This is a genomic window from Yersinia massiliensis (genome assembly GCF_003048255.1).
GTDB classification, from domain to species: domain Bacteria; phylum Pseudomonadota; class Gammaproteobacteria; order Enterobacterales; family Enterobacteriaceae; genus Yersinia; species Yersinia massiliensis_A.
Map to the genome: position 1 here is coordinate 3,623,212 of NZ_CP028487.1, position 26,694 is coordinate 3,649,905.

Below are 26,694 nucleotides of genomic sequence, written 5' to 3' on the forward strand. Positions count from 1 at the left end.
GGCATTAACACCGGCCTTTTTTGTTTTTATCAGCCAATAAAACAGTGTCTCTCGATAAGCCCTTTTGAAACTACCCCGCAAAATTAGTGACTCAAGTCACATGAATCGGTAACAGTTGCAAAACATTATATTCAAAACGAGATCAGTGTCACTTTGGTGGGTTTATCCTTTCGTGCGGTGAGATTATGATGAGCGCACTTTTTGTTAAGGACTGTGTCCTTTTGTTTTCACTGACATCTTTCAACTGCACAGAGGCATTTATGCGTAAAATTCTTATCGGTGCTATCGCACTGAGCACGGTTACTTTAGCGCCAGCCGTACAAGCTGAATACCAATGGGGGTTCGGTAATATCAGCATGAACTATCTCGACTGGACGCGCAGTACTACGCATAAATCAGGTGATTCATCGCATAAAGATGACTTTGCCTATATTGAGTTGGAAGGCGGTGCAGGTTATAGCTGGGGTGAGATCTACGGCTTTTTTGATTTAGAAAACCCGTTCAATTCCAAAACGGCTCAGCCGGGTGACAACCAGCGTTATACCTTCAAAACTACAGGTCGCTACTATTTGGGTGATACCGGCTTCAATCTTTATGGTCACATCTATGGTACTTACTCGCTGCCAAGTGCAGAAGGCAACGATTACAGCAACTTCCATGAAGTGAATACGCTGTATGGTATTGGCTATAATGCAACGATCGCAGGCGTGTGGATGAAGCCTTTCGTTGCGCTACATTATGTCGACCAAACTTACTATTCAGGCAATAACGGTTATGTCGTAGGCTGGGTTGCTGGGTATGATTTTACTGCGTTTGATGAGAAATTTAGCATCACCAACTGGAATGAACTGGAGTTCAACCGCGCAGAGCGCTACGCCGCAGGCAATGGAGGGCGTAACGGGGTAAATGGTGCCATCGCACTCTGGTGGACACCCATTAAACAATTCACCACGGGTATTCAGTATCGTTATGCTTATAACAAATTAGGCGAAGACTTTTTACAAGATGGCATCATTTATTCAATTAAATATAATTTCTAACTAAATGATTCCGAGGTGCTGAAATATGTCACCTCGGGATATATTTTAATTTACTTTCTCATCACATATTTTTCACAGAAAATAAGTCTACTTACGAATTTAAAATCAGTATTCCACCTAAATAAAACGCTAATTGACGTTGTTTTTCCTTAGTATCTCTGTGTGATTACCCAAGCTTAACGCCAACATATTGTTGCTATTAGTAAATTATCACACCAGTCAACATCTGTGACCCCCTTAACATAAAGTGTCAACAAGCCGCTGACACAATCTTAAGCATGTTTACAGTCTCGCAACCTTCCCGTAAAATGCCCGCACACATGAAACGACAATAGAGCCCTTTTGTTATTGAGGTCGTTAGATGAGACTTAAGAAATACATTAAAAATATGGGTATGTTGTCTTTATTTGCAGCCACGGTAATGCTTAGTGGTTGCGATATGGTATTGATGAATCCCAAAGGCGCAATCGGAGTCGAACAAAAAACACTGATACTCACTGCTATCGGTTTGATGTTGATCGTCGTGATTCCGGTTATTTTTATGGCGTTCGCTTTTGCATGGAAGTATCGCGCATCCAACAAAAGTGCGACCTACACCCCAAACTGGTCCCATTCCAACAAAATTGAGCTTGTTGTATGGGCTGTTCCAATCATTATCATCGCGATTTTGGCGACGATAACTTGGAAAACCTCTCATGAACTTGACCCGTTCAAACCACTTGAAGTAGCCGGCAAAGAGCCGATTACCATTGAAGTGGTCTCCCTTGACTGGAAATGGTTATTTATCTATCCAGAACAAGGTATCGCTACAGTAAATGAACTGGCTTTCCCTACTGGTGTTCCGGTGAACTTTAAAATCACCTCTAACTCAGTAATGAACTCGTTCTTTATTCCTCAGTTAGGCGGGCAAATCTACGCGATGGCTGGGATGCAAACCAAGCTGCATCTGATTGCCAACGAAGCCGGAAAATACAATGGTATTTCCAGTAGCTTCAGCGGTAAGGGCTTCTCTGGTATGAAATTCACTGCGATTGCAACACCAACGCAAGAAGACTTCGACCAATGGGTCGCACAGGTGAAAAAATCGCCGAATACCCTGAATACTACTGACGATTTCAATAAGCTGGCTGAACCGAGCGAAAATAACCCGGTTGAGTATTTCTCCAGTGTTAAACCGGAGATGTTTAAAGGAATCATTGGCAAATTTATGGGTGATATGAACATGCACAGTAAAGGCAATGATCCCCATAAAGGTATGGATATGAGCCAGGGCATGGATATGGGCGAACACGCCGCTCACGCCGGAGCCGAGGAATAAAACGATGTTGGGAAAATTAACACTTGATGCGGTTCCGCTACACGAACCAATCATTATGGTTACCGTTGCTGCAATCGTTCTGGGTGGATTAGCACTTGTCGCTGCCCTGACCTATTTCGGCAAATGGAAATGGTTATGGAGCGAATGGCTCACGTCAGTTGACCATAAAAAAATCGGTATCATGTATATTCTGGTCGCCATGGTCATGCTTTTGCGTGGCTTTGCCGATGCCATCATGATGCGTAGCCAGCAAGCACTTGCTTCTGCTGGTGAGGCTGGGTTCTTACCACCTCACCATTATGATCAGATTTTCACCGCTCACGGCGTCATCATGATTTTCTTCATGGCGATGCCTTTTGTTGTGGGCTTAATGAACGTCGTTGTACCGCTACAAATCGGTGCTCGCGACGTAGCCTTCCCGTTCCTGAACTCACTCAGTTTCTGGTTCTTCGTTGTCGGAGTGGTGTTGATTAACATCTCTCTGGGGGTCGGTGAATTTGCACAAACTGGTTGGCTGGCTTATCCGCCGCTGTCGGGTATCGAGTACAATCCAGGTGTCGGAGTCGATTACTGGATCTGGAGTCTACAGATCTCCGGTTTAGGGACCTTGCTGACCGGTGTTAACTTCTTCGCTACTATCTTGAAGATGCGTGCGCCAGGTATGTCTATGATGAAGATGCCTGTCTTCACATGGGCGGCACTTTGCACCAACATTTTGATTATCGTTTCTTTCCCGATTCTGACAGTAACCGTCGCGTTGCTGACACTGGATCGTTACCTTGGCACCCATTTCTTCACTAATGATATGGGTGGCAACATGATGATGTACATCAACCTGATTTGGGCCTGGGGCCATCCGGAAGTGTACATTTTGGTTCTGCCGGTGTTCGGGGTGTTCTCTGAAGTTACCGCAACCTTCTCAAGAAAACGTCTGTTTGGTTACACCTCATTAGTTTGGGCAACCATCGCGATTACCGTATTGTCGTTTATCGTTTGGCTGCACCACTTCTTTACCATGGGGTCAGGTGCCAACGTTAACGCCTTCTTCGGTATCGCCACGATGATCATTTCCATCCCTACAGGGGTGAAAATATTCAACTGGCTGTTCACTATGTACCAAGGCCGTATTCAGTTTAACTCCGCAATGCTGTGGACTGTTGGTTTCATCATCACCTTCTCTATCGGTGGTATGACTGGCGTTCTGCTTGCTGTTCCGGGTGCAAACTTTGTTCTGCATAACAGCTTGTTCCTGATTGCTCACTTCCATAACGTTATTATCGGTGGTGTAGTCTTCGGTTGCTTCGCTGGCCTGACTTACTGGTGGCCTAAGTCCTTCGGCTTTACGCTGAATGAGAAATGGGGCATCCGTGCGTTCTGGTTCTGGATCATTGGTTTCTTCGTTGCCTTCATGCCGCTGTACGTGCTGGGCTTTATGGGGATGACCCGTCGTTTAAGCCAAGACATCAATCCAGAGTTCCATCCGATGTTAATGGTAGCCGCTGGTGGTGCAGCATTAATTGCGTGCGGTATTTTGTGTCAGGTTATTCAGGTCTTCGTCAGTATCCGTGACCGTGAACAGAACCGCGATCTGACCGGTGACCCATGGGGTGGCCGTACGTTGGAGTGGTCTACCTCTTCCCCACCACCGTTCTATAACTTCGCTGTAGTACCTGAAGTGACCGACCGTGATGAATTCTGGGACATGAAAGAGAAAGGCGAAGCGTACAAACGTCCGGCTAAATATGAAGAAATCCACATGCCGAAGAATACTGGTGCAGGTGTGATTATTGCTGGCTTCAGCTTGATCTTTGGCTTTGCCATGATCTGGTATATCTGGTGGCTGGCCATTGTTGGCTTCGTCGGCATGATTGTGACCTGGATTGTGAAAAGCTTCGACGAGGATGTTGATTACTATGTGCCAGTTGCAGAAGTTGAGCGCATTGAAGATCTTCATCATGAACAAATCAGCAAAGCAGGCGTGAATCATGTCAACTGAAACTCTGACTAACCATAACGTCGCCCATGTCGAGCATGGGCATCACGATGCAGGAGCCACCAAAGTATTCGGCTTCTGGATCTACCTGATGAGCGACTGTATTTTGTTTGCGACCTTGTTCGCGACCTATGCAGTGCTGGTAAACGGAACAGCTGGCGGTCCTTCTGGACGGGATATCTTCGATTTGAACTTTGTTCTGGTCGAAACCTTCCTGTTGCTGTTCAGTAGCATCACTTACGGCATCGCTATGCTGGGCATGAATAAAGGCCATAAAAACCAAGTGAATACTTGGTTGGGTCTGACATTCTTGTTCGGTCTAGGCTTTGTGGCGATGGAAATCTACGAATTCCATCATCTTATTGCCGAAGGTTACGGGCCAGATCGCAGTGCGTTCTTGTCTAGTTTCTTCGCATTGGTCGCCACCCACGGTATTCACGTTACCGCAGGCCTGGTTTGGATCATCATTATGATGATCCAAGTAGCAAAACGCGGCCTGAATGAAACGAACCGTACCCGTCTGATGTGCCTAAGCTTGTTCTGGCATTTCTTGGATGTGGTCTGGATCTGCGTATTCACCGTTGTCTATCTGTTAGGAGCCATGTAATGAGCCATCCAACATCTAGCCATTCAACGACGTCTCACGGTGGAGCCAGCCACGGTAGTTTGAAGTCATATATTATTGGCTTCATTCTATCGGTCATTCTGACCGTTATTCCATTCGCTATGGTCATGAGCGGGACTGCCTCTCATACCACTATTCTGGCCACGGTGGTCGGTTTAGCCGTTGTGCAGATTATCGTGCACTTAGTGTACTTCCTGCATATGAATGGATCATCCGAAGAGCGTTGGAATCTGGTGGCGTTCCTGTTCACCGCTATGATTATTGCAATCGTTGTTGTGGGCTCACTCTGGATTATGTACAACCTCAACATCAATATGATGGTTGACTAAAGAGCTGCATGTGATGATTAAGCAATACCTGCAAGTAACTAAACCAGGAATTATCTTCGGCAATTTAATTTCTGTCGTTGGGGGATTTCTTCTTGCGTCCAAGGGCGTGATTGATTACCCCCTATTTCTCGCCACCCTGTTCGGTGTCTCGTTAGTTGTCGCCTCCGGGTGTGTGTTTAACAACTATATCGACCGCGATATCGACCGCATCATGGAGAGAACGAAGAATCGCGTCCTGGTCAAAGGGCTTATCGATCCGAAAGTGAGCCTGATTTATGCTTCAGTATTGGGTATTGCTGGCATGCTGCTACTTTATGTCGCCGCGAATGCATTAGCGATGATGCTGGCAGTCATTGGTTTCGTTATCTATGTCGGGGTTTATAGCCTCTACATGAAACGTAAATCAGTCTACGGGACGTTGATTGGCAGTTTGTCAGGTGCCGCACCGCCCGTCATTGGCTACTGCGCTGTTACGGGCCAGTTCGATATGGGTGCATTGATCCTGTTGCTGATCTTCAGCCTGTGGCAAATGCCCCATTCTTACGCCATTGCGATCTTCCGCTTTAAGGATTATCAGGCTGCCAACATCCCAGTATTGCCCGTGATAAAAGGAATATCGGTCACCAAAAACCATATTACCCTTTATATTCTGGCATTTATGGTGGCAACCCTGATGCTGACACTGAGTGGCTATGCTGGCTATAAATACCTAGTCGTTGCTGCAGCAGTGAGTGTTTGGTGGCTAGGCATGGCATTACGCGGTTATAAGGCAACCAATGACATCGTATGGGCGAGAAAACTCTTTGTATTCTCTATCATTGCCATTACGTCATTGAGCGTCATGATGTCGGTTGATTTTAATGTTCCTTCCTCGGCAGGATTACTGACTTACGTCGGATAATATTGGTCGATAAAAGAAACATACCGAAGAACGTGAAGTGGTCGGCAGGCCTATCACCTGCAGGCCACTTTTTTATTTCCGACCCTCCCTATCTATCTTCATGCCTCTGAACCTTTATTGGCTATTTCAGTTTTGTTGGTCCCATAACAATTAACTCTCTTTATCTCATAAACTGTGTCTATTCTAGCCACCCACCACGCATATTTTGCTTAAAATATCGCCTGTAATACATTCTATAGATCAATAGATTTACCCGTTGCCCATAACATCATTACAATGGCGCAGATTGTTTTTTTGAGGTGGTAATGAACGATAACAAAATGACCCCGTTAGAGCTTCGGGCGACTTGGGGACTAGGTACGGTATTTTCACTGCGCATGCTCGGCATGTTTATGGTTTTACCGGTTCTCACCACCTATGGTATGGCGCTTTCCGGAGCCAGCGAGGCGCTGATTGGTCTCGCTATTGGTATTTATGGCTTGGCTCAAGCAATTTTCCAGATTCCATTCGGCTTAGTCTCTGATCGTATTGGTCGCAAGCCTCTCATCGTTGGTGGCTTGCTCATATTTGCCCTCGGTAGTGTCATTGCCGCGTTGAGTGATTCCATTTGGGGCATTATTCTTGGCCGGGCATTACAAGGTTCCGGTGCAATTGCAGCAGCAGTGATGGCTCTGTTGTCAGATCTGACCCGTGAGCAAAACCGTACAAAAGCCATGGCATTTATTGGTGTCAGTTTTGGCGTCACTTTTGCCATCGCCATGGTGCTCGGACCTATTGTCACCCATGCCTTTGGCCTACAGGCACTATTCTGGGCTATTGCATTGTTGGCGCTATTAGGCATTGTGATAACGCTAGCTGTTGTGCCAAATGCCGATAGACATGTGCTTAATCGCGAATCTAGCATCGTTAAAGGTAGCTTCACCAAAGTTCTTAATAACAGTCGGCTACTTAAACTTAACTTTGGCATCATGTGCCTACACATCTTATTGATGTCGAGTTTTGTGGCTCTACCCCAGATTATGGCCAGCGCAGGATTAGCACCAGCCCAGCACTGGATTGTCTATCTGGTTACTATGTTAGTTTCATTCGCCGCCGTAGTACCATTCATTATCTATGCTGAAGTCAAACGCCGAATGAAGCAGGTCTTTATGGGCTGTGTGGCCGTGCTTTTTGTTGCAGAAATAGTGCTGTGGTCAGCGGGACAGCAGTTGTGGGTGATCATCGCGGGTGTACAGCTATTCTTTATTGCATTCAATGTGATGGAAGCAATATTGCCATCACTGATTAGCAAAGAGTCCCCTGCTGGCTACAAAGGGACTGCTATGGGTATTTACTCCACCAGCCAGTTTATTGGTGTCGCTATCGGTGGCAGCTTAGGTGGCTTGATCTTCGGTATAGGGGGGGCAAGTATGGTATTTGCCGCCGGTGCTGTCATCGCCTTGGTCTGGTTTGCTATCAGCACCACGATGCAGGAACCACCTTACGTCAGTAGCCTGCGAATTACACTTTCAGAATTAGCGGTAAAAGACTCAGCGTTGGAAGAGAGGATTAAAGCTCAGCCAGGTGTGACAGAAGCCGTTGTTGTGACTGCAGAACGCAGTGCCTACGTGAAAGTGGATACCAAAAAAACCAATCGCAGCCAGCTCGAACAGTTAGTTAACGCGATATAAGCCTAAATCAGGTACATAGCTTTTGTACCTGATTTAGCTGATCATTAATCCCCGCTAAAATTAGTCGCGGAAATTATTGAACTGGAAGGGTTGACCAAGATCAGCGCCGCGAATCAGAGCCATCACACCCTGTAAATCATCACGTGCTTTACCGGTGACCCGCACCTGTTCACCTTGAATCTGAGCCTGAACTTTAAGTTTGCTGTCTTTAATCAGCTTCACGAGTTTCTTGGCCTGCGCACTCTCAATCCCTTGCTTCAGTTTTGCTTCCACGCTGTAGGTTTTGCCACTGCGATCCATCTCTTCTGGGATCTCAAGGGCTGCACCTTCAATACCACGTTTACTCAATTGGGCACGCAAAATATCTAATAGCTGTTCCACCTGAAAATCAGATTCGCTGGCTACTTTGATGCTTTCGTTTTTCTCATTTAACTCAAAACTTGCTGGTACATTCCGGAAATCCCAGCGGTTCGCCAGATCACGGGTGGCGTTTTCAACAGCGTTACGCACTTCCTGCATATCAATTTCAGATACAATGTCGAAAGATGGCATATTCGCTCCTCCTGATAAGATGAATGGCGAGCATGATAACCGCTTTATCTCCCACAAACAAAGCCAAGCCGCTGACAATTGTTCTACAGACTCTCTATAGCGGCAGCTCCTGCGTTTAGTGGCTAAAAAGTCTATAATCACAGCATAAGTGATAAAAAGAAAAACGGTATTTTCCGCTTATACCAAGGAGGCCTCATGAAAATTACTGTGCTTGGTTGCGGAGCGTTAGGGCAATTATGGCTTTCTGCGCTTTATCAGCAAGGCCATGATGTACAAGGCTGGCTTCGCGTCCCACAGCCATATTGTTCAGTCAATGTCATCACGTTAAGCGGTGAAGCATTCAATCAGAATCTACCGACAAACGACCCTGAGCATTTATCGAAAAGTGAATTACTGCTGGTGTGCTTAAAAGCGTGGCAGGTGTCTAGTGCGGTCACAGCATTGCTGCCCAAACTCAACCCTGAATGTCAGATTTTACTGCTACATAACGGGATGGGAACACAGCAAGAGCTCCCCCATGATGAGCATATTTTTCTGCATGGCGTGACCACTCATGCTGCGCGTCGAGATGGCAACACGATTGTCCATGTCGCCAGTGGCATTACCCATATTGGACCGATGTCACCCATTACGATGGATATCAGCCATCTGGCCGATGTTCTACATCAGGCGCTACCTGACGTTGCTTGGCATAATGATATTTCAGCCGCTTGTTGGCAAAAATTGGCGGTTAATTGTGTCATCAACCCCTTAACCGGCCTCTATAACTGTCGCAATGGCGATTTACAGCGCTATCCTGAGCTAATCGAGCGTTTGTGCGCTGAAGTCGCCAGCGTGATGGAAATGGAGGGCTACCATACGTCAACAGAGAGCCTGCTAAGTTATGTCAATGATGTCATCCAAAACACTGCAGATAACATCTCTTCACTATTACAGGATTTGCGCTGCCAAAGGCACACTGAGATAGACTATATTACCGGCTATTTACTGCGCCGCGCGCGCAGCCACGGCATGTCACTGCCAGAAAATACTCGGCTGTATGACTTAATTAAACGTAAGGAAAATGAGTATGAGCGTATCGGCGCTGGTTTGCCTGGCTCCTGGTAGTGAAGAAACTGAAGCAGTCACCACCATTGATGTTCTGGTGCGCGCTGGTATAGAAGTCACAACAGCGAGTGTTGCTAGCGATGGCGCATTAGAAATTGTCTGCTCACGCGGCGTACGATTATTAGCCGATACGCGTTTGGTGGACGTCGCCGATCAGAAGTTTGATGTTGTCGTTCTTCCTGGTGGGATCAAAGGCGCGGAGTGTTTTCGTGATAGCCCATTGTTGGTTGCAACGGTGCGCCAAACCCATAATGAAGGCCGCTTAGTCGCGGCAATTTGCGCGGCCCCTGCATTAGTGCTTGAACATCACAATTTGTTTCCCGTCGGTAACATGACAGGTTATCCAGCACTCAAAGATAAAATTGATGCCACTAAATGGATGGACCAACGCGTGGTTTATGATAGGCGTGTCAATTTAGTCACCAGCCAAGGACCAGGAACCTCTATCGATTTCGCTTTGAAAATTGTTTTCTTGCTACTCGGAAGAGAAAAAGCTGAAGAGATCGCTTGGCAGCTAGTGTTACCACCGGGGATCTATAACTATCGGGAATAATACTAGACAAGCGAGTGAAGGATTGATCGAAACTAGCAGCGGACACTGCGCAAACCCTGAATGGTGAAGCGCAGTAACCGCAAATATCATAATCTAAGGGCGGTACACTTTCACATTGGTATACCCTTGCTCACGCAGATAAAGCGCCTGCAAACGGCTCATCACGCCACGATCGCAATACAACAAGTATGTTTTACTTTGATCCAGATCGGCGAATTGCGAGCCTAACTTATAGAACGGTAGCGCTTTTACCGTCACTTTTTCGAGTTTCAACGGTTTCTCTTCCTGCTCATCTGGCGCACGGATATCCAGCAATACATCGCTTTCCGCCAACTCAGCAACGGTTTCGACTTCCACCACTTGCTCGCGGCTTTGCTCCGCAATTTCACGAATATCGACGTTTTTAGCTTCGCTGACGACGCGATCTAAAATAGCGAAATCGAAGTGAGATTCTTCCTCTTCGATCTTCGCCTTAACCGCTTTCACGGTTGGGCTCTTTGAAATCACACCACAAAATTCCGGCATCGTTTTCGCGAAATCTTCAGTACCAATTTTTCGAGCTACATTGATAATGTGTTCTTTATCATGAGAAATCAGCGGACGTAGAATCAGCGTATCTGAGGCATTATCAATTAAGCGTAAATTGGTTAGTGTCTGACTGGATACCTGCCCCAGCGCTTCACCAGTGACCAGTGCCTGAACACCGTAACGTTCGGCAACCTGAGATGCTGCTCGCACCATCATACGTTTCAAAACGACACCCATCTGCCCGTCTTCGACTTTCTCCAGAATTTCGCCCACTACCGGCTCGAAATCGATCGCCACAAAACGCACTCGATGGGAGCTACCAAAGCGATTCCACAGGTAATGTGCAACTTGCTTCACCCCAATCTCATGGGCCGAACCACCGAGATTAAAGAAGCAATAGTGTACTCGGCAGCCACGGCGCATCAGCATATAGCTAGACACACCTGAGTCGAAACCACCTGAAATTAAAGATAAAACATCTTCCTGCGTACCGATAGGGAAACCGCCCAAACCTTCATGACGCGCTTTGATCAGCGTCAGTTTGTCTTGGTCGATTTCCAAATGCACCGTGACTTGAGGATGAGTCAGTTTTACTTTTGCGCTTTCAATATGTTGATTTAAACCACCACCAACATATCGCTCTGCATCACCAGACGTAAATTCATGTTTACCACGGCGTTTCACTCGCACGCAGAAGGTTTTCCCGATCAGAGTCTCACGATAGGCTTCCAGCGTTTGCTCAAAAATATCGTGCATATCGGTATAGCTACGATCTTCAACTTCGAGGATATGGTGAATCCCCGGTACGCGAGTCAGTGCATCACAGATTTGCGGACCCAGTTGATCATCTTTAGTGCGAATTTCAATATGATCCCAATGACGAACAACCGCTAGGCTATCATCCTCAAGATTTTTCAGTACGTTGCGGATATTTGTGGTGAGAATTTTAATGAAGCGCAATCGTACTGATTGACTCTTGATGGTAATTTCTGGGAACAATTTAATGATAAACTTCATGGCGGTTTTAGTTGTCTGGTTATGGAGTGATGGCGCTGCTATTGGTAGCAACAGTCGATAGACGTTAGCAAAAACATGCAAGCCGTGGAGTATATCACTATATGATGGGTCACTGCGTATTAAAAACCAGACTTAAACGCCACGATTTCCCCCGCATTATCCGCTAGAATAGCCGGTAATCCGTTTTTTGCCTGATAGTGCTCCTCAGCCAGCAGGAAAACGTTACGTGCCTTCAAGGCTACGTTTCACAAAAATATTGAGTTGAATAAAAACTATGCCGAAAAAAGCCGTCGCACCAGAAACCAAAGCAGCCAGTTTTGAAACCTCACTCAGCGAACTGGAACAAATTGTGACTCGTCTGGAATCAGGCGAACTCCCGCTGGAAGAAGCACTGAATGAATTTGAGCGGGGTGTACAGCTAGCCCGTCTTGGGCAACAGACTCTTTTGCAAGCCGAACAGCGCGTACAGGTGCTGCTCAGCGATGATGTTGATGCACCATTAACGCCCTTCACACCCGATGCTGAGTAAGCCATATGTCTACCGTTGATTTTAGCCAACAGCTTGCCGTTCATCAGCAGCGAGTCAATCAGGCGTTACTCCATTTTATTGCGCCCCTCCCTTTTAGCGACAGTGATTTGGTCGAGGCGATGCGTTACGGTGCCGTGCTTGGTGGCAAACGTCTACGCCCTTATTTAGTCTATGCCACGGGCCAAATGTTTGGTCTATCGCACACGAATCTTGATGCCCCTGCGGCGGCAATTGAATGCATACACGCCTACTCATTAATTCATGATGATTTGCCCGCGATGGATGACGATGACTTACGTCGTGGGCAACCGACTTGCCACGTAAAATTTGGTGAGGCTAACGCTATTTTGGCGGGTGATGCATTGCAAACACTGGCCTTCTCAATTTTGGCTGAAGCGCCAATGCCCGATGTAACAGATAAAGATCGCCTCGCGATGATTGCTGAACTCGCCCGAGCCAGTGGTGTTGCTGGGATGTGTGGTGGTCAGGCGCTGGATTTGGAAGCAGAAGCTCGCCAGATTTCATTGGAAGATCTTGAGCAAATTCATCGTCATAAAACAGGGGCATTGATCCGAGCAGCCGTTCGTCTTGGCGCGCATGCTGCAGGTGCTCCTGGGCGCGCTGCGCTGCCGCTACTTGATCGTTACGCCGAAGCGATTGGCTTAGCCTTCCAAGTTCAAGACGATATTTTAGACGTTATCGGTGATACCGCTACAATTGGTAAACGTCAAGGGTCAGATCAGCAACTTGGGAAAAGTACTTATCCCGCACTTTTGGGGCTAGAATGCGCCAAAACCAAAGCCATGGATCTTTATCAGGAAGCGGTCAGCGCCCTTGATGCCCTTTCAGCGCAATCCTATAACATAGCGCCTTTGCAAGCATTAGCCTGCTTCATTATTCAGCGCGATAACTAGAAATAAACCGGCAGTGCGTGAATGCCAACTTAACTTTTGATATGAGCATCGAATGAGCCTTGATATAGCCAAATACCCGACATTGGCACTTACGCAGACCCCAGAAGAACTGCGCATGTTGCCAAAAGATAGTCTGCCGAAGTTATGTGATGAACTACGGCAATATTTGCTCGCGTCTGTCAGCCGTTCCAGTGGGCATTTTGCTTCTGGGCTGGGTGTGGTGGAGCTTACTGTCGCGTTACATTACGTCTACAACACACCATTCGATCATTTGGTGTGGGACGTCGGCCATCAGGCTTATCCCCATAAAATATTGACGGGTCGCCGTGAACAGATAGGGACAATTCGCCAGAAAGATGGGTTGCATCCATTCCCTTGGCGCGGTGAGAGTGAATATGACGTGCTTTCTGTCGGCCATTCTTCAACCTCAATCAGCGCTGGCTTAGGTATGGCCGTTGCCGCAGAACGAGAAGGTAAAGGGCGTCGTACCGTGTGTGTTATTGGCGATGGTGCGATTACTGCCGGAATGGCTTTTGAAGCCATGAATCATGCGGGTGATATTCACTCAGATATGCTGGTTATTCTCAACGATAACGAAATGTCTATCTCAGAGAACGTGGGGGGCCTGAACAACCATTTAGCCCAGCTATTGTCTGGGAAACTTTACGCCAGCCTGCGCGAAGGGGGTAAAAAAGCATTTTCTGGCTTGCCGCCCATTAAAGATCTCCTAAAACGTACCGAAGAACACCTAAAAGGCATGGTCGTCCCAAGTACATTATTCGAAGAATTGGGCTTTAATTATATTGGCCCAGTCGATGGCCATGATGTACAGGCGCTGACACAGACGCTAAAAAACATGCGTGACCTGAAAGGCCCACAGCTTCTTCATATCATGACCAAGAAAGGTAAAGGCTACGCACCGGCAGAAAAAGATCCGATCGGCTGGCATGCAGTACCAAAATTTGATCCCGCCTCGGGGACATTACCCAAAAGTCAGGGCGTTCTACCGACTTATTCCAAAATATTTGGTGAATGGCTATGCGAAACTGCCGCCAAAGATAGTCAGTTAATGGCAGTGACCCCCGCCATGCGCGAAGGCTCTGGCATGGTGCGCTTTTCTCGTGAATATCCGCAGCAATATTTTGATGTGGCCATAGCCGAACAGCATGCCGTCACCTTCGCTGCTGGTTTAGCAATTGGCGGCTACAAGCCCATTGTCGCTATCTATTCGACATTCCTTCAGCGGGCATATGATCAGTTGATTCATGATGTTGCCATCCAGAATCTTCCTGTCCTGTTCGCCATTGATCGTGGCGGTTTAGTGGGCGCTGATGGTCAAACCCATCAAGGCGCATTTGATCTCTCCTTTATGCGCTGCATACCTAACATGGTTATCATGGCGCCAAGTGATGAAAACGAATGCCGCCAAATGTTGCACACGGGGTATCACCACAATGGCCCCGCCGCAGTACGCTACCCACGGGGTAACGGGACAGGAGCGACACTCGAACCATTAACCATCCTGCCAATTGGTAAAGGCATCGTTCGCCGTGAAGGAGAGAAAATTGCGCTTCTGTGCTTCGGTACTCTGCTGGATCAAGCGCAACGTGTGGCCGATAACTTGAATGCTACTTTAGTGGATATGCGTTTTGTCAAACCGCTGGATGAAGAGTTAGTGCTAGAGATGGCTGCCAGCCATGAATTTTTGGTTACGATAGAAGAGAACGCCATTATGGGCGGTGCGGGCAGTGGCGTAAACGAGCTGTTGATGGCGAAGCGGCAGTTAGTGCCGGTTCTGAATATCGGTTTACCCGATCACTTCATTCCGCAAGGCGAACAAGATGAAATGCGTGCCGAATTTGGTCTAGATGCCGCAGGCATACAGCGCCAAATTGACCTTTGGCTCGCCTGACTAATATTAAAGGCATAACCAGTAGGTTATGCCTTTAATGGCTATTTATCTGAATCTTAGCCGTTCAACTCCCAGCTATTCAATTACCGGTCGTTCAAAATAAGTTTATTGGCCAGTAGTGTCCGATGACAAAAATAATCGCGGCAGCAATTACCCCAGCAATAATGTCATCAATCATTATCCCCATACCGCCATGAACATTACGATCAAACCAGCGAATCGGCCAAGGCTTCCAAATATCAAAGATGCGGAATGCGACAAAACCGGCGGCAACCCATTGCCAATCATTCACTGGCAGTGCCATCAAGGTAATCCACATGCCGACAAATTCATCCCAGACAATACTGCCGTGGTCATGAACCTTCATATCTTTGGCGGTGCGATGACAGATATAAACGCCAATACAGATACTGAACATCACCAACAAGGAGTAAAGCTGCCAAGGTAGCTGAATCAGTAACAACCAGAATGGGATGGCCGCAATAGACCCCATAGTGCCCGGTGCCCACGGCGACAAACCACTGCCAAAGCCAGTTGCCAACAAGTGCCAAGGGTTAGATAGCCGCAAGCAGCCTTTGGCTTCATCCATGGGATTTACCCGTTGAGAAATGATCAAAACCGCGAAAATCCAGATCAACCACTTTCTCTTCACGGAAGAACTTTACCCCTTCCGCCTGCGGCCCGATCTGACCAATGCAAGTATAGCTTGCCCCCGTATTGCTGAGTGCAACATCTAATGCACCACGGTTTATTTCGGGTACAGTGAAGCACAGTTCATAATCCTCACCCCCGCTCAGTGCCCAGCGTAACGCTTGTTCAGCATCGACTTGGTTTTTTAGCGCTTCCGAATAAGGCAAAGCATCAAGTTCAATGCGAGCACCACAATGACTCGCCTTCAAGACATGTTGTAAGTCGGAAATTAAACCATCAGAAATATCGATCGCGGAGCTGGCCAGTGACCTCAACGCTTGCCCTTGTAATACGCGAGGTTGTGGGCGTAAATGGCGGTGAATTAACGCCGCCCGATCGCTTTCATCGTCGACACGTAATGTATTTTGCAAGATAGCCAGACCTGCCGCACTATCACCCAAAGTACCCGTCACGTAAATCCAATCACCAATTCTCGCACCTGCGCGGGTCAATGCCCGACCTTCCGGTACTAAACCTTGAATGGTCAGCGTTAGGCTCAATGGCCCTCGAGTCGTATCGCCACCAATCAATTGCATACCGTAATAATTAAGCTGATCAAATAGGCTATCACTGAATGCCTGTAGCCAGTCTTCATTGACATTAGGAAGCGTTAGAGCAAGGGACAACCAGGCAGGATCGGCACCCATCGCAGCTAAATCGCTCAGGTTTACCGCTAGAGATTTATAACCCAAATCGGCGGGATCAATATCCGCAAGGAAGTGAACGCCAGACACCAGTGTATCCGTACTGATGGCTAACAGCTGTTTTTCTGACACTGTAAGAAGTGCGCAGTCGTCTCCAATACCCAATTCTACATCCCGGCGATTACTTCTAAACCGGTCAAAGTAGCGGGCAATGAGATCAAATTCACCACATGCCATAATACAATTCCAAAAATGTTAACCGATATATGATTAAGGCCGGAACCCGGCCTTAATCATACCTTTCATCATTGGAGCGGTGGCGACACCGATCCCCGAAACACCGGTCGATATCAGCTTATCGGGGTTAACTCAATGGCTGCCTAGCTAAGGCTCCAATGACTGTGGGTAGGTCATGATAATGAGATTACTTTTTCTTGCGTACTGACGGAGCAACCTTATCTAGCACGCCATTGACGAATTTGTGGCTATCTTCCGCACCGAAAGTTTTCGCTAATTCGATCGCTTCATTGATTGCCACTTTATAAGGGACATCATGACGTTTGCTCAGTTCAAACAGCGCAATACGCAGGACAGCTCTTTCAACCTGGCCTAATTCTTCGAGTTGGCGGGAAAGGACAGGTGCCATCAGCGCATCCAGAGAGGCGGCGTTAACTGCAACCCCAGACAGCAATTCGCGAAAATAGGCGATGTCTACATCTTTGACATCCTGCTCCGACAGGAACTGTAATTCAACATCAGCGATGTCGTTTTTAGACAACTGCCAAGAGTAAAGCGCTTGAACAGCGCACTCACGAGCGCGGCGACGAGCAGCAGGTTTCACGGAATTCCCCTTAAACTTAACTAAATTCAGCCTTTAATAGCTTTGATTACATTAATCATTTCAAGCGCGGTCAGGGCAGCTTCTGCACCTTTATTACCCGCTTTAGTACCAGCACGCTCAATTGCCTGCTCAATACTTTCAGTGGTCAGCACACCAAATGCGATTGGAATGTCGGTGTTCAAGGCCACGGTAGACAAACCTGAACTTGCGCCACCTGCAACATACTCAAAGTGCGCTGTGCCCCCACGGATAACGGTACCCAAGCCAATAACAGCATCGTAACGATTTGTTTTCGCTAACACATTGGCAACCAGCGGCAACTCATAAGCACCCGGTACCCAAACAACAGTGATGTTGTCATCAGAGACTTGACCAATGCGTTTCAGGGCATCAATTGCACCGTCCAGCAGGCTGTCGTTGATAAAGTTGTTAAAACGCGCAATCGCAATCGCCACGCGGGCAGTAGGAGTAGCAACAACACCTTCGATAACGTTCATAGCTTTCCTCAATATGGGTTCGTACCCCGCAGGGGGGCGGATTCTATCATATTCTTTCACGTCCTGCCCCTGCGCATTTGTAAAACGCGGGCAAGAGAGTGATTAGCAGAGGGATGCTCTGCCAGAAAATTTAATTAATACTTCGCTTTCAAGCGCAAACGCAGGTCTGGCCCCACCTGCCTCACATCGCTAAATACAAACTCAGGTGCTTGCGCTAGGCTCGTTAACCCTGCGAGTTCGCATAAGCCTCGGGCATCACTGCCGAGCAGTTTAGGCGCGATATACACAATCAATTCATCAACCACACCAGCTTGTAGCAGCGCTCCGGCCAGTTGCGGTCCGGCCTCGACCCAAACTGAATTAATTTGTCGCTTGCCCAATTGCATCATCAACAAAACTAAATCAACACCATTACCATGGCGGGGAAGCAATATTTGCTCGACATTAGCAGGCCATAGCTGCTCATCAGCCTCAACACGAGCCAGCCAGCATGGGCCTTCTTGCTGTATCACTTTATGCTGCGGCGTCACGCGGTTATTGCTATCGAGTATGATACGTACTGGTTGGCGTACCGTATCTTGAGGATACAAAGCTTGGGTTTCGATATCCAACTCATCCCAGCGTACGGTGAGCGAGGGGTCATCCGCCAAGACAGTGGCGCTCGTACTCAGAATCGCCGCGCTCTCAGCCCGAAACCGCTGAACATCCTGACGGGCCTGTGGCGAGGTAATCCACTGACTTTCGCCTGATGCCATCGCCGTTCGACCATCCAAGGAGGCAGCCATTTTCAATTGCAAATAGGGGAAGCCAGTACGCATCCGTTTGAGAAAGCCAAGATTAACGGCCTCAGCCTGTGCCAACATGAGGCCATGATCGACAGCAATACCCGCTTGCTTCAATTTATACAACCCACGCCCAGCAACCTGCGGATTGGGATCCTGCATGGCGGCAACCACATGTACAACACCAGCGTTAATCAATGCATCGGCACAAGGCGGCGTGCGGCCTTGGTGGCTGCAGGGTTCGAGCGTGACATAGGCGGTAGCACCTCGCGCTTTGTCACCCGCCATACGTAGCGCATGTACCTCAGCATGAGGTTCTCCGGCCCGTAAGTGATAACCTTCACCGACAATCTCACCATCACGAACCAGCACACAGCCGACATTAGGGTTAGGATGCGTCGTAAATCGCCCCTTTCGCGCCAATTCGAAGGCGCGAGCCATATAGAACTCATCAGACTGCATGACTTTCCTTATTATTGCCGCAAGGGCGATATTTCGTTGTAATGAAAGACTCGTGCGTTGTAATAAAAAACTCAGATAACGTATTGGTTAATCTTGCAAACGGGCAATTTCTTCGCCGAACTCACGTATATCTTCAAAACTACGATACACCGAAGCAAAGCGAATATAAGCCACTTTATCCAATCGTTTCAGCGCTTCCATCACCAGATTACCGACCATCTTAGTGGGGACTTCACGTTCGCCGGTCGCACGTAACTGAGACTTGATATGGCTTATCGCGGTTTCAACGTCATCTGCACTGACAGGCCGTTTTTCTAACGCTTTTAGCATGCCACGCCGTAATTTATCTTCATTAAATGGCTCACGGACATCATCACTTTTAATGACGCGCGGCAAAACCAGCTCGGCGACTTCGAAAGTGGTAAAGCGTTCATTACAATCTAAACACTGGCGGCGACGGCGCACTTGCGAACCATCGCTCACCAAACGAGAGTCAATGACTTTAGTATCCACAGCGGCACAAAACGGGCAATGCATAGCGCTTCCTGATGAGTGAACTTAAACATTGCGACAGTTTACCGCGAACTGCTGTGACAACAAAGGGTGTATCAGTCGGTGTTGTGCATCATTGGTGCTGTTTTTACGTTAGTAGGTGTGCTCACTTGTGCTTGAGGCTTGGACCACCATTCTTTCAGACCGCGGTTTATGGCTCCTTTGCGATATTTCCACGCTTCCATCCAACCTACATCATGGGTATCCAAATAGAAGTCTTGTTGATAAACCAAGTTATTCATCGCCTTGGTCAATTGTTCACTCATCGCACTTTTTTCTAATTTAGGTTTGCACTTAGTGATGAGATAGTAGATTCCTATACAACATATCCCAATAGCAAAGATTGGCGCGAGTGGTGCTATTAAGGGGCTTAGACTACCGGCAATTAGCACGCCAATTGAGAGCCCCGCTACTATGGGCACAACAACCTTAGCCTTGCTTCTAAATCTTTTAAAATTTAGTGATTTAGATTGCTGCTTGAGGTCAACACACTCAGATGCAATTGAATAACAGAGGGCGAAGGTTAATTTCTTTGCCAAATCTGCAGGGATAAGGGAGTTGGTAATGAGGTAGTTTAGTGTTTTAGCCTGCTGTTCTATCCGATTAAGCCCTTCGTTAACAATTTGATACTTAAAGCCATTCAGAACAGTCTTCTCATAATTCTGATTATTTAGGTTTTTATTTAAAATCTCACGAAGATTTCTTATCGTATCGATAGGCTTGTCATTCTTACCGCCAAAATAAGTTTCTTTTGTTACACCCCCAAAGACATCCCCCCATTTAACTTGCATCCAACGCTTAGCTGAAATAAAGCAACCTCTCGGTTCGGTATAATTTGAGGAATGAATATCGAAAGCTAATAGTTGCTCAAAATGATACTCTTGCAATTGGGCTAGTGACGCGCCTTCTTCAGGCTTCTTTGGGAAAGAATCTAAAGCGGTACTAATATGTTTTATATGTGGACTAATGAACTCTATTAATTCACTTAGCTTAATTATTTTATCATTTACTGACTCAATCGTATCTGGATTAACGACAACAACTACTTTCTCCATACCTAGCAGAGATTGCAATTGCATATAAGCGCCTAGCTTTGATGTTTTCAAATATTCAGTGATTTTATGACTTAATGTTCCGCTAGCTTTATGTTGTTCTAGCAATGCCGTAAGAACAATTGCAATTTTTTCATTATCATCGGGAAAGCGTCTAACAACCACATGACCATTATCTTCTAACTCAATTGATATATTTTCCCTGAGCATTGTATTTTGTAAGTCTCGGTGGATTTTTTTACGACGCTCAGCTTGAAACTTCCCCCCCTCGCTGGTCCCGTTCACGTACTCATTTAATAGCTGCTTCAACAATATGCCGTCATGATTAATCAACTCGGTTTGCTTTGTATAAAAGTCTCCTGGAGCACCTTCCATTTTACCTAATAACCTTGCTACACATTCATTTTTCGAAAACTCAACTAAGAGATTATAGCGAGAGCTCAAGTGAGTTTCACTAGTATCATTTTTTATCTTATTAAGCTCATGACATAACTCATCCAAACTGCCAATATTCTCTTTTAAGCCAACAACCTTTTTACCATTAAATTTCTTTACGACCATCTCATTATATATAGCAATCATTTCTTCCACATCGGATGTCTGATTGGAAAATGGATTAGTTGATATTGCTGTGATAGCTGTCGACAAATTAGTTTTAACAAGCTTAACAGGCTCTGGGGATGAGAATTTTGGCGAGATTAACTCATCGTTCAATAAGCGAACTCTTATTTCAGAAGAAAGATAGCTAATGTTACTTTCTGTTGTATGACACACCTGCTCATTTTCATCATCAACTTCCAGCTTAACTAATTGATAAAAATCATTACTATTATCGCGGCTATGGATAATATGTGAAAAGTCATTATTGCCCACTAATTTATCAAAAGCCTTTTTAAGGCTACTGCGTTTTATTGAATTTATATAGCTATATATACGATTAATTTCACCGCAAAATTCTGATAGAGTCGTGATATCATCCTTTAGCTTGATATCTTTACCCCCTTTATATTCACGTAACATAACATCATTATATAACCCCACTAGCCGTGATACTTCGTCTGATTGCGTGTTAAATGGGTTATCTGAAGACACTTTAACTTCTTGTGTATCTAAATAAAAATGGTCATTACGCACTTCAAGTCTATAATTTTCGTCTTTCAAAAAATCTTGTTCATTTTTAATTGATTCTATTAATACCTTACATTTATTTCGATTATTATTATCTCTAAAATAGTTATTTAGCCCTTCTATAATCTCAGGTACTGAGTGGGCGTCTTCCATCAAATTAATTAAGTTGGTGTAGTTACTATCAGTTTTCTTATAACTTACCTCATGTAATAAATTAATTATTCTATCTTTTACTATTTTGTGCGACTCATTGCTCTCATTTTCATCTGAGGTGATATTAAGTCTACTTACTTGGCTACAACTGATAGGGTGAATGATTACTTGTTTCACGAAAGTCTCCTTACTGGCAAAGTACCTATTGAATACTCATATCTAAAGAAACAATAGTGGACACTCCCTATCTAATCTATCAAATAAAACCAACAACCTATAAAATAAGCTAACTTAACATTTTTCACTTAATAGATTAAATCTAGTAAATATTGTTATGATTCAATTTTCATATTGAATTAGCTTAAATATCTTCAACTCACCACTCTCAAAAAAAAGCCCCGACACCCGCTGTATCCTTAATCATTCTAAGGTACAACGAATATCAGGGCTGATTTTCCAAACTATGGCTTACACGCTATTACGGCAGGATTGAAGGCTGATCTGCGCCTTCTTTCTCAACTTTCTGCTGCAACATATGCTCGCGTTTCATACCCAACTTCAGCGCCAGCGCGGACGCAACGTAGATGGATGAAACTGTACCGATAGAAACACCGATTAGCATCGTCAATGAGAAGCCTTGCAGCATCGCACCACCGAAGATAAACAGCATCAATACCACCATCAGCGTTGTGGCTGATGTCATGATAGTACGACTCAAGGTCTGGGTCAGCGATACGTTCATGATTTCATAAGGTGTACCGCGACGGATTTTGCGGAAGTTCTCACGAATACGGTCTGATACCACGATACTGTCGTTAAGTGAGTAACCGATAACCGACATCAAAGAAGCGATGATAGTTAGGTCAATCTCAATATGAAACAACGACAAGATCCCCATGGTAATGACCACGTCATGGGCCAGAGCGATAACCGCCCCCAATGCCAAACGCCATTCAAAACGGAAACCGACATAAACCAGAATACACAGCAACGCGACCAACAGCGCCATGCCACCAGCTTGAGCTAAGTCACTGCCCACACTTGGCCCAACGAATTCGATACGTTTTACCGATGCATTCTTATCAACTGACTCATTGATAACTGATATGACTTTGTTACCCAATTCCTGCCCGGCAGTGCCAGTTGCTGGTGGCATACGGACCATCACGTCACGAGTGCTACCAAAATTTTGCAGAATGGGGGATTCAAAGCCCGCTTTTTCTAGCGTGTCACGCAGTTGATCCAAATCAGCAGGTTTTTCCAAGGAAATTTCAATCACCGTACCACCGGTGAAATCAAGACCCCAGTTAAACCCTTTGGTGGACATCACGACAATCGATGCCACTAACAGCAGCAACGAGACGCTAAAAGCGACGTTATCCCAGCGCATAAAGTCATAGACTCTACGGCCATAGTTCAGTTGTTCAACAGTATAATCCTGTGCCACAACGTACTCCTCAAATAGACAGCTTGTTAATGCGCTTGCCGCCGTAAAGCAGGTTGACGATGGCACGAGTACCGACTATTGCGGTGAACATTGACGTCACAACACCGATGGCAGTTGTAATGGCAAAGCCTTTAATCGAACCAGTACCCACAGCATAAAGAATAATGGCTGTGATAAGCGTTGTTACGTTCGCATCGACGATACTTGAGAAAGCACCTTTGTACCCTTCATGAATCGCTTGTTGGATCGTCCGCCCGTTTCTGTACTCTTCTTTTATTCGCTCGTTAATCAGTACGTTAGCATCTACTGCTACCGCCAGCGTCAACACGATCCCGGCGATACCCGGCATGGTCAATGTCGCCCCCGGTAACAAGGACATGACGCCCACGATCAACACGAGGTTAGCCAACAGTGCAGTACTGGCAATCACGCCAAACTTACGGTAGTAAATCACCATAAATAGGATTGAAACCGCCAAGCCCCACAAGCAAGCTTCCAGACCTTGGGCAATATTTTGCGAACCCAAAGTTGGCCCAATAGTCCGCTCTTCTACAATCTGGATTGGGGCAATCAAAGCACCCGCACGCAGCAACAGTGAAAGCTGACGAGCTTCAGCCGGATTATCAATGCCGGTAATACGGAAGCTGTTACCGAGGCGCGACTGAATAGTCGCAACGTTGATAACTTCTTCTTGCTTAACCAGAATCGCACGGCCATTCGCATCTTTTTTACCGCTGTCTTTATATTCTACGAACAAAGTCGCCATCGGTTTACCGATATTGTCTTTGGTAAAATTAGACATCAAAGAGCCGCCAGCACTATCGAGTGAAATATTAACCTGAGCTTGGTTATATTCATCAGTACTAGACGTTGAATCGGTAATATGGTCACCGGTCAGGATAACGCGCTTGTACAAGACAACAGGGCGACCTTCACGGGTATTTTTGACTTCTGAGTCACCCGGCACACGACCAGTGGCGGCAACAGAAGCATCAACATTGCTGTTAACCAGACGGAATTCCAACGTTGCCGTCGCACCAAGAATCTCTTTGGCACGCGCTGTATCTTGGATACCCGGTAACTCAACTACAATACGATCTGCACCTTGGCGCTGAACCAACGGTTCGGCTACACCTAGTTGGTTAACCCGGTTACGCAAGATCGTAATGTTTTGCTGAACAGCATATTCACGAGCTTCCCGCAGACGGTCATCACTCATGACAGCTTTTAAGGTATTGCTGCCATTGGAGCCGATCACCAAATCTCTGTGGCGAGAAGACAGGTAGCTGATAGCGTCATCACGCGTTTTATCGTCGCGGAAACGCACTTCAACACCATAGTTATCGAGCTTACGTACCGTCGCATACGGGATATTTTTCTCACGCAAATCAGTGCGTAAGGTATCCATTGTTTGCTCTTGTAGTTTGCCCAGCGCCGTATCCATGTCCACTTCCATAAGGAAGTGCACACCACCACGCAGGTCAAGGCCCAGCTTCATCGGGTCTGCGCCCAACTTGGCAAGCCAAGAAGGTGTAGCCGGTGCTAGGTTTAACGCGATAACATATTTATCACCCATCGCAGCTACAAGTGCCTCACGGGCGCGTAGCTGGACGTCAGTATCTTTAAAGCGAGCCAGAATCGCACCATTCTCTAGCGCAATAGATTTGCTCGCTATATTGTCTTTTTCTAAAACATCACGGACTTGGACCAGCGTTGTTTCACTGGCGGCGATTCCTCGCGCACCAGTGATTTGAACAGCCGGATCCTCACCATAAAGGTTGGGAAGTGCATAAAGCAGACCGATGAAGATCACAACGATCAGCATCAGATACTTCCACAAAGGATAACGGTTTAACACGGCAATTCCCTTCGGGAAAATCGAAAATTACAGAGCCTTCATTGTACCTTTCGGTAAAACGGCAGCAACGAAGTCACGTTTGATCATCACTTCAGTGGTGTCGTTCAGTGCAATAACGATATAACCCGTTTCTGCAACTTTAGTAACACGACCAAGTAAGCCACCAGTGGTCAATACTTCATCACCTTTACCGATAGAGTCCATCAGTTTTTTGTGTTCTTTAGCACGTTTTTGCTGTGGACGCAGGATCATGAAATAGAAAATCAGACCAAATACCACCAGCATAATCACTAGGGAGTACGGGCTGCTCTGAGCTGGAGCCCCAGCGGATGCGACAGCATCAGAAATGAAAAGACTCATTAAAATTCCCTCATTGTTATCAATATCAGTAGTGTAAAATCGGTGCGATATAACAGCCGCGGTGAATCGTAACCGTTAGATCGACAAATACAAAAGCAATAATTTTAAAATCAAACGTTTAATGGTGGAACAGGTTTCCCTATCCGACCATAGAAATCTTCAACGAAGCTCTCTAATTTACCTTCTTCTATAGCCTGACGTAAACCGGCCATTAAGCGCTGGTAGTAACGTAGGTTATGGATCGTATTCAGGCGCGCACCCAGTATTTCGTTGCAACGGTCAAGATGATGCAAGTAGGCACGACTATAATTGCGACAAGTATAGCAATCACAGTGTTCGTCTAGCGTTGCAGTATCACTTTTATGCTTGGCGTTACGAATTTTCACGACACCGTCAGTCACGAACAGATGGCCGTTACGCGCATTACGAGTAGGCATTACACAGTCAAACATGTCGATACCACGACGAACGCCTTCGACCAGATCCTCGGGTTTCCCCACGCCCATCAGGTAACGTGGTTTATCCGCAGGGATCTGCGGGCAAACATGCTCCAAAATACGGTGCATATCTTCTTTTGGCTCACCGACCGCCAAGCCGCCCACAGCGTAACCATCAAAACCAATATCTACCAGTCCTTTTACGGACACATCACGTAAATCTTCGTAAACGCCACCTTGTATAATACCGAACAATGCATTTTTATTGTTCAGCTCATCAAAGCGTTGGCGGCTTCGCGCTGCCCAGCGCAAAGACATTTCCATTGAGCGTTTAGCATAATCCCAATCCGCTGGATAGGGAGTACATTCATCGAAAATCATCACGATATCAGAACCGAGATCGTATTGGATTTCCATGGATTTTTCCGGACTAAGGAATACTTTATCGCCATTGATTGGGTTTTGGAATGTCACCCCTTCTTCTTTGATCTTACGCATCGCCCCTAGGCTGAACACTTGAAATCCACCTGAGTCTGTCAAAATCGGGCCTGACCATTGCATGAAATCATGTAAATCGCCGTGCAACTTCATGATTTCCTGACCAGGGCGCAGCCAAAGGTGGAAAGTGTTACCGAGTAAAATTTGCGCACCGGTTTCTTTGACTTCTTCCGGCGTCATTCCTTTTACAGTGCCGTAGGTGCCAACAGGCATAAATGCCGGTGTCTCTACGACACCGCGATCAAAGATCAAACGACCACGACGTGCGCGCCCGTCAGTTTGTTGTAATTCGTACTTCACATAAC

General features: G+C 46.4%; 25 protein-coding genes. 12 read left to right on the forward strand and 13 right to left on the reverse strand.

Annotated features, from left to right (window positions below; genetic code table 11):
• Nucleotides 1–260 precede the first annotated feature (260 nt).
• The 7 genes from DA391_RS16960 to DA391_RS16990 all read left to right on the forward strand — a co-directional run bounded on the left by DA391_RS16960 (nt 261) and on the right by DA391_RS16990 (nt 7,876).
• Nucleotides 261–1,040 carry an outer membrane protein OmpK gene (locus tag DA391_RS16960; protein WP_050082591.1) on the forward strand — a complete coding sequence of 260 codons (780 nt, stop codon included), beginning with the start codon at nt 261–263 and terminating at the stop codon, nt 1,038–1,040.
• A gap of 361 nt (nt 1,041–1,401) precedes the next feature.
• Nucleotides 1,402–2,358, forward strand: a complete 957-nt coding sequence (gene cyoA / locus DA391_RS16965; protein WP_049605870.1) for a cytochrome o ubiquinol oxidase subunit II — start codon at nt 1,402–1,404, stop codon at nt 2,356–2,358.
• Nucleotides 2,359–2,362: 4 nt separating this feature from the next.
• Nucleotides 2,363–4,354, forward strand: a complete 1,992-nt coding sequence (gene cyoB / locus DA391_RS16970) for a cytochrome o ubiquinol oxidase subunit I (protein WP_050286531.1) — start codon at nt 2,363–2,365, stop codon at nt 4,352–4,354.
• Entirely contained in the window at nt 4,344–4,958 is a 615-nt protein-coding gene (locus DA391_RS16975) for a cytochrome o ubiquinol oxidase subunit III (protein WP_019212907.1), read from the forward strand. The genes cyoB and DA391_RS16975 overlap by 11 nt, the downstream gene beginning before the upstream one ends.
• Nucleotides 4,958–5,305, forward strand: coding sequence for a cytochrome o ubiquinol oxidase subunit IV (locus DA391_RS16980; protein ID WP_019212908.1), 348 nt, complete (start codon nt 4,958–4,960; stop codon nt 5,303–5,305). Before DA391_RS16975 ends, DA391_RS16980 begins: the two co-directional genes overlap by 1 nt.
• Nucleotides 5,306–5,318: 13 nt before the next feature.
• On the forward strand, nt 5,319–6,206 hold the full coding sequence (gene cyoE, locus DA391_RS16985; protein ID WP_019212909.1) for a heme o synthase: 888 nt from the start codon (nt 5,319–5,321) through the stop codon (nt 6,204–6,206).
• 305 nt (nt 6,207–6,511) lie between these two features.
• Nucleotides 6,512–7,876 (forward strand): MFS transporter, encoded by a 1,365-nt coding sequence (locus DA391_RS16990; RefSeq protein ID WP_167398180.1) that lies wholly within the window; start codon nt 6,512–6,514, stop codon nt 7,874–7,876.
• Between the two features lie 60 nt (nt 7,877–7,936).
• Here the strand turns inward: DA391_RS16990 and DA391_RS16995 are convergent, their stop codons facing one another.
• A complete protein-coding gene (locus tag DA391_RS16995; RefSeq protein WP_019212911.1) occupies nt 7,937–8,428 on the reverse strand; it encodes a YajQ family cyclic di-GMP-binding protein in 492 nt (163 codons plus the stop codon).
• Between the two features lie 195 nt (nt 8,429–8,623).
• Between DA391_RS16995 and panE the strand changes: the two genes are divergently transcribed.
• Nucleotides 8,624–9,535 (forward strand): 2-dehydropantoate 2-reductase, encoded by a 912-nt coding sequence (gene panE, locus DA391_RS17000; protein WP_019212912.1) that lies wholly within the window; start codon nt 8,624–8,626, stop codon nt 9,533–9,535.
• Nucleotides 9,498–10,088, forward strand: coding sequence for a protein deglycase YajL (yajL, locus tag DA391_RS17005; RefSeq protein WP_019212913.1), 591 nt, complete (start codon nt 9,498–9,500; stop codon nt 10,086–10,088). The genes panE and yajL overlap by 38 nt, the downstream gene beginning before the upstream one ends.
• A gap of 93 nt (nt 10,089–10,181) precedes the next feature.
• Here yajL and thiI read toward each other — a convergent pair whose 3' ends face one another.
• On the reverse strand, nt 10,182–11,633 hold the full coding sequence (thiI, locus tag DA391_RS17010) for a tRNA uracil 4-sulfurtransferase ThiI (RefSeq protein ID WP_050082582.1): 1,452 nt from the start codon (nt 11,631–11,633) through the stop codon (nt 10,182–10,184).
• Nucleotides 11,634–11,907: 274 nt separating this feature from the next.
• Between thiI and xseB the strand changes: the two genes are divergently transcribed.
• Genes xseB through dxs form a run of 3 tightly spaced genes read left to right on the forward strand, consistent with a single transcriptional unit; the run spans nt 11,908 to nt 14,988 of the window.
• On the forward strand, nt 11,908–12,162 hold the full coding sequence (gene xseB, locus DA391_RS17015; RefSeq protein WP_049605880.1) for an exodeoxyribonuclease VII small subunit: 255 nt from the start codon (nt 11,908–11,910) through the stop codon (nt 12,160–12,162).
• A 5-nt stretch (nt 12,163–12,167) separates the two neighbouring features.
• Nucleotides 12,168–13,076 carry a (2E,6E)-farnesyl diphosphate synthase gene (gene ispA / locus DA391_RS17020; protein WP_050082581.1) on the forward strand — a complete coding sequence of 303 codons (909 nt, stop codon included), beginning with the start codon at nt 12,168–12,170 and terminating at the stop codon, nt 13,074–13,076.
• 52 nt (nt 13,077–13,128) lie between these two features.
• A complete protein-coding gene (gene dxs / locus DA391_RS17025) occupies nt 13,129–14,988 on the forward strand; it encodes a 1-deoxy-D-xylulose-5-phosphate synthase (RefSeq protein WP_108088011.1) in 1,860 nt (619 codons plus the stop codon).
• 94 nt (nt 14,989–15,082) lie between these two features.
• On the opposite strand, the gene pgpA is transcribed toward dxs, so the two are convergent.
• From pgpA to tgt, 11 genes are all read right to left on the reverse strand, one after another.
• Nucleotides 15,083–15,577 carry a phosphatidylglycerophosphatase A gene (pgpA, locus tag DA391_RS17030; RefSeq protein ID WP_108088012.1) on the reverse strand — a complete coding sequence of 165 codons (495 nt, stop codon included), beginning with the start codon at nt 15,575–15,577 and terminating at the stop codon, nt 15,083–15,085.
• Nucleotides 15,570–16,559: a thiamine-phosphate kinase gene (thiL, locus tag DA391_RS17035; RefSeq protein ID WP_050286535.1), complete on the reverse strand. Its 990-nt coding sequence runs from the start codon at nt 16,557–16,559 to the stop codon at nt 15,570–15,572. Before thiL ends, pgpA begins: the two co-directional genes overlap by 8 nt.
• Before the next feature lie 187 nt (nt 16,560–16,746).
• Nucleotides 16,747–17,163, reverse strand: coding sequence for a transcription antitermination factor NusB (nusB, locus tag DA391_RS17040; protein ID WP_050082576.1), 417 nt, complete (start codon nt 17,161–17,163; stop codon nt 16,747–16,749).
• 26 nt (nt 17,164–17,189) lie between these two features.
• Nucleotides 17,190–17,660 (reverse strand): 6,7-dimethyl-8-ribityllumazine synthase, encoded by a 471-nt coding sequence (gene ribH, locus DA391_RS17045; RefSeq protein WP_019212922.1) that lies wholly within the window; start codon nt 17,658–17,660, stop codon nt 17,190–17,192.
• Nucleotides 17,661–17,794: 134 nt separating this feature from the next.
• The gene (ribD, locus tag DA391_RS17050; RefSeq protein ID WP_050082575.1) at nt 17,795–18,904 is read right to left on the reverse strand and encodes a bifunctional diaminohydroxyphosphoribosylaminopyrimidine deaminase/5-amino-6-(5-phosphoribosylamino)uracil reductase RibD; all 1,110 of its coding nucleotides are present in this window, start codon (nt 18,902–18,904) and stop codon (nt 17,795–17,797) included.
• Nucleotides 18,905–18,991: 87 nt separating this feature from the next.
• A complete protein-coding gene (nrdR, locus tag DA391_RS17055) occupies nt 18,992–19,441 on the reverse strand; it encodes a transcriptional regulator NrdR (RefSeq protein ID WP_019212924.1) in 450 nt (149 codons plus the stop codon).
• Between the two features lie 71 nt (nt 19,442–19,512).
• Entirely contained in the window at nt 19,513–21,966 is a 2,454-nt protein-coding gene (locus tag DA391_RS17060) for an MFS transporter permease (protein WP_172986859.1), read from the reverse strand.
• Between the two features lie 301 nt (nt 21,967–22,267).
• On the reverse strand, nt 22,268–23,236 hold the full coding sequence (secF, locus tag DA391_RS17065; RefSeq protein ID WP_050082574.1) for a protein translocase subunit SecF: 969 nt from the start codon (nt 23,234–23,236) through the stop codon (nt 22,268–22,270).
• Between the two features lie 10 nt (nt 23,237–23,246).
• On the reverse strand, nt 23,247–25,094 hold the full coding sequence (gene secD / locus DA391_RS17070; RefSeq protein ID WP_072084785.1) for a protein translocase subunit SecD: 1,848 nt from the start codon (nt 25,092–25,094) through the stop codon (nt 23,247–23,249).
• A 27-nt stretch (nt 25,095–25,121) separates the two neighbouring features.
• The gene (gene yajC / locus DA391_RS17075; protein WP_005166605.1) at nt 25,122–25,454 is read right to left on the reverse strand and encodes a preprotein translocase subunit YajC; all 333 of its coding nucleotides are present in this window, start codon (nt 25,452–25,454) and stop codon (nt 25,122–25,124) included.
• A gap of 110 nt (nt 25,455–25,564) precedes the next feature.
• Nucleotides 25,565–26,689, reverse strand: a complete 1,125-nt coding sequence (tgt, locus tag DA391_RS17080) for a tRNA guanosine(34) transglycosylase Tgt (protein ID WP_050286536.1) — start codon at nt 26,687–26,689, stop codon at nt 25,565–25,567.
• Nucleotides 26,690–26,694 lie beyond the last annotated feature (5 nt).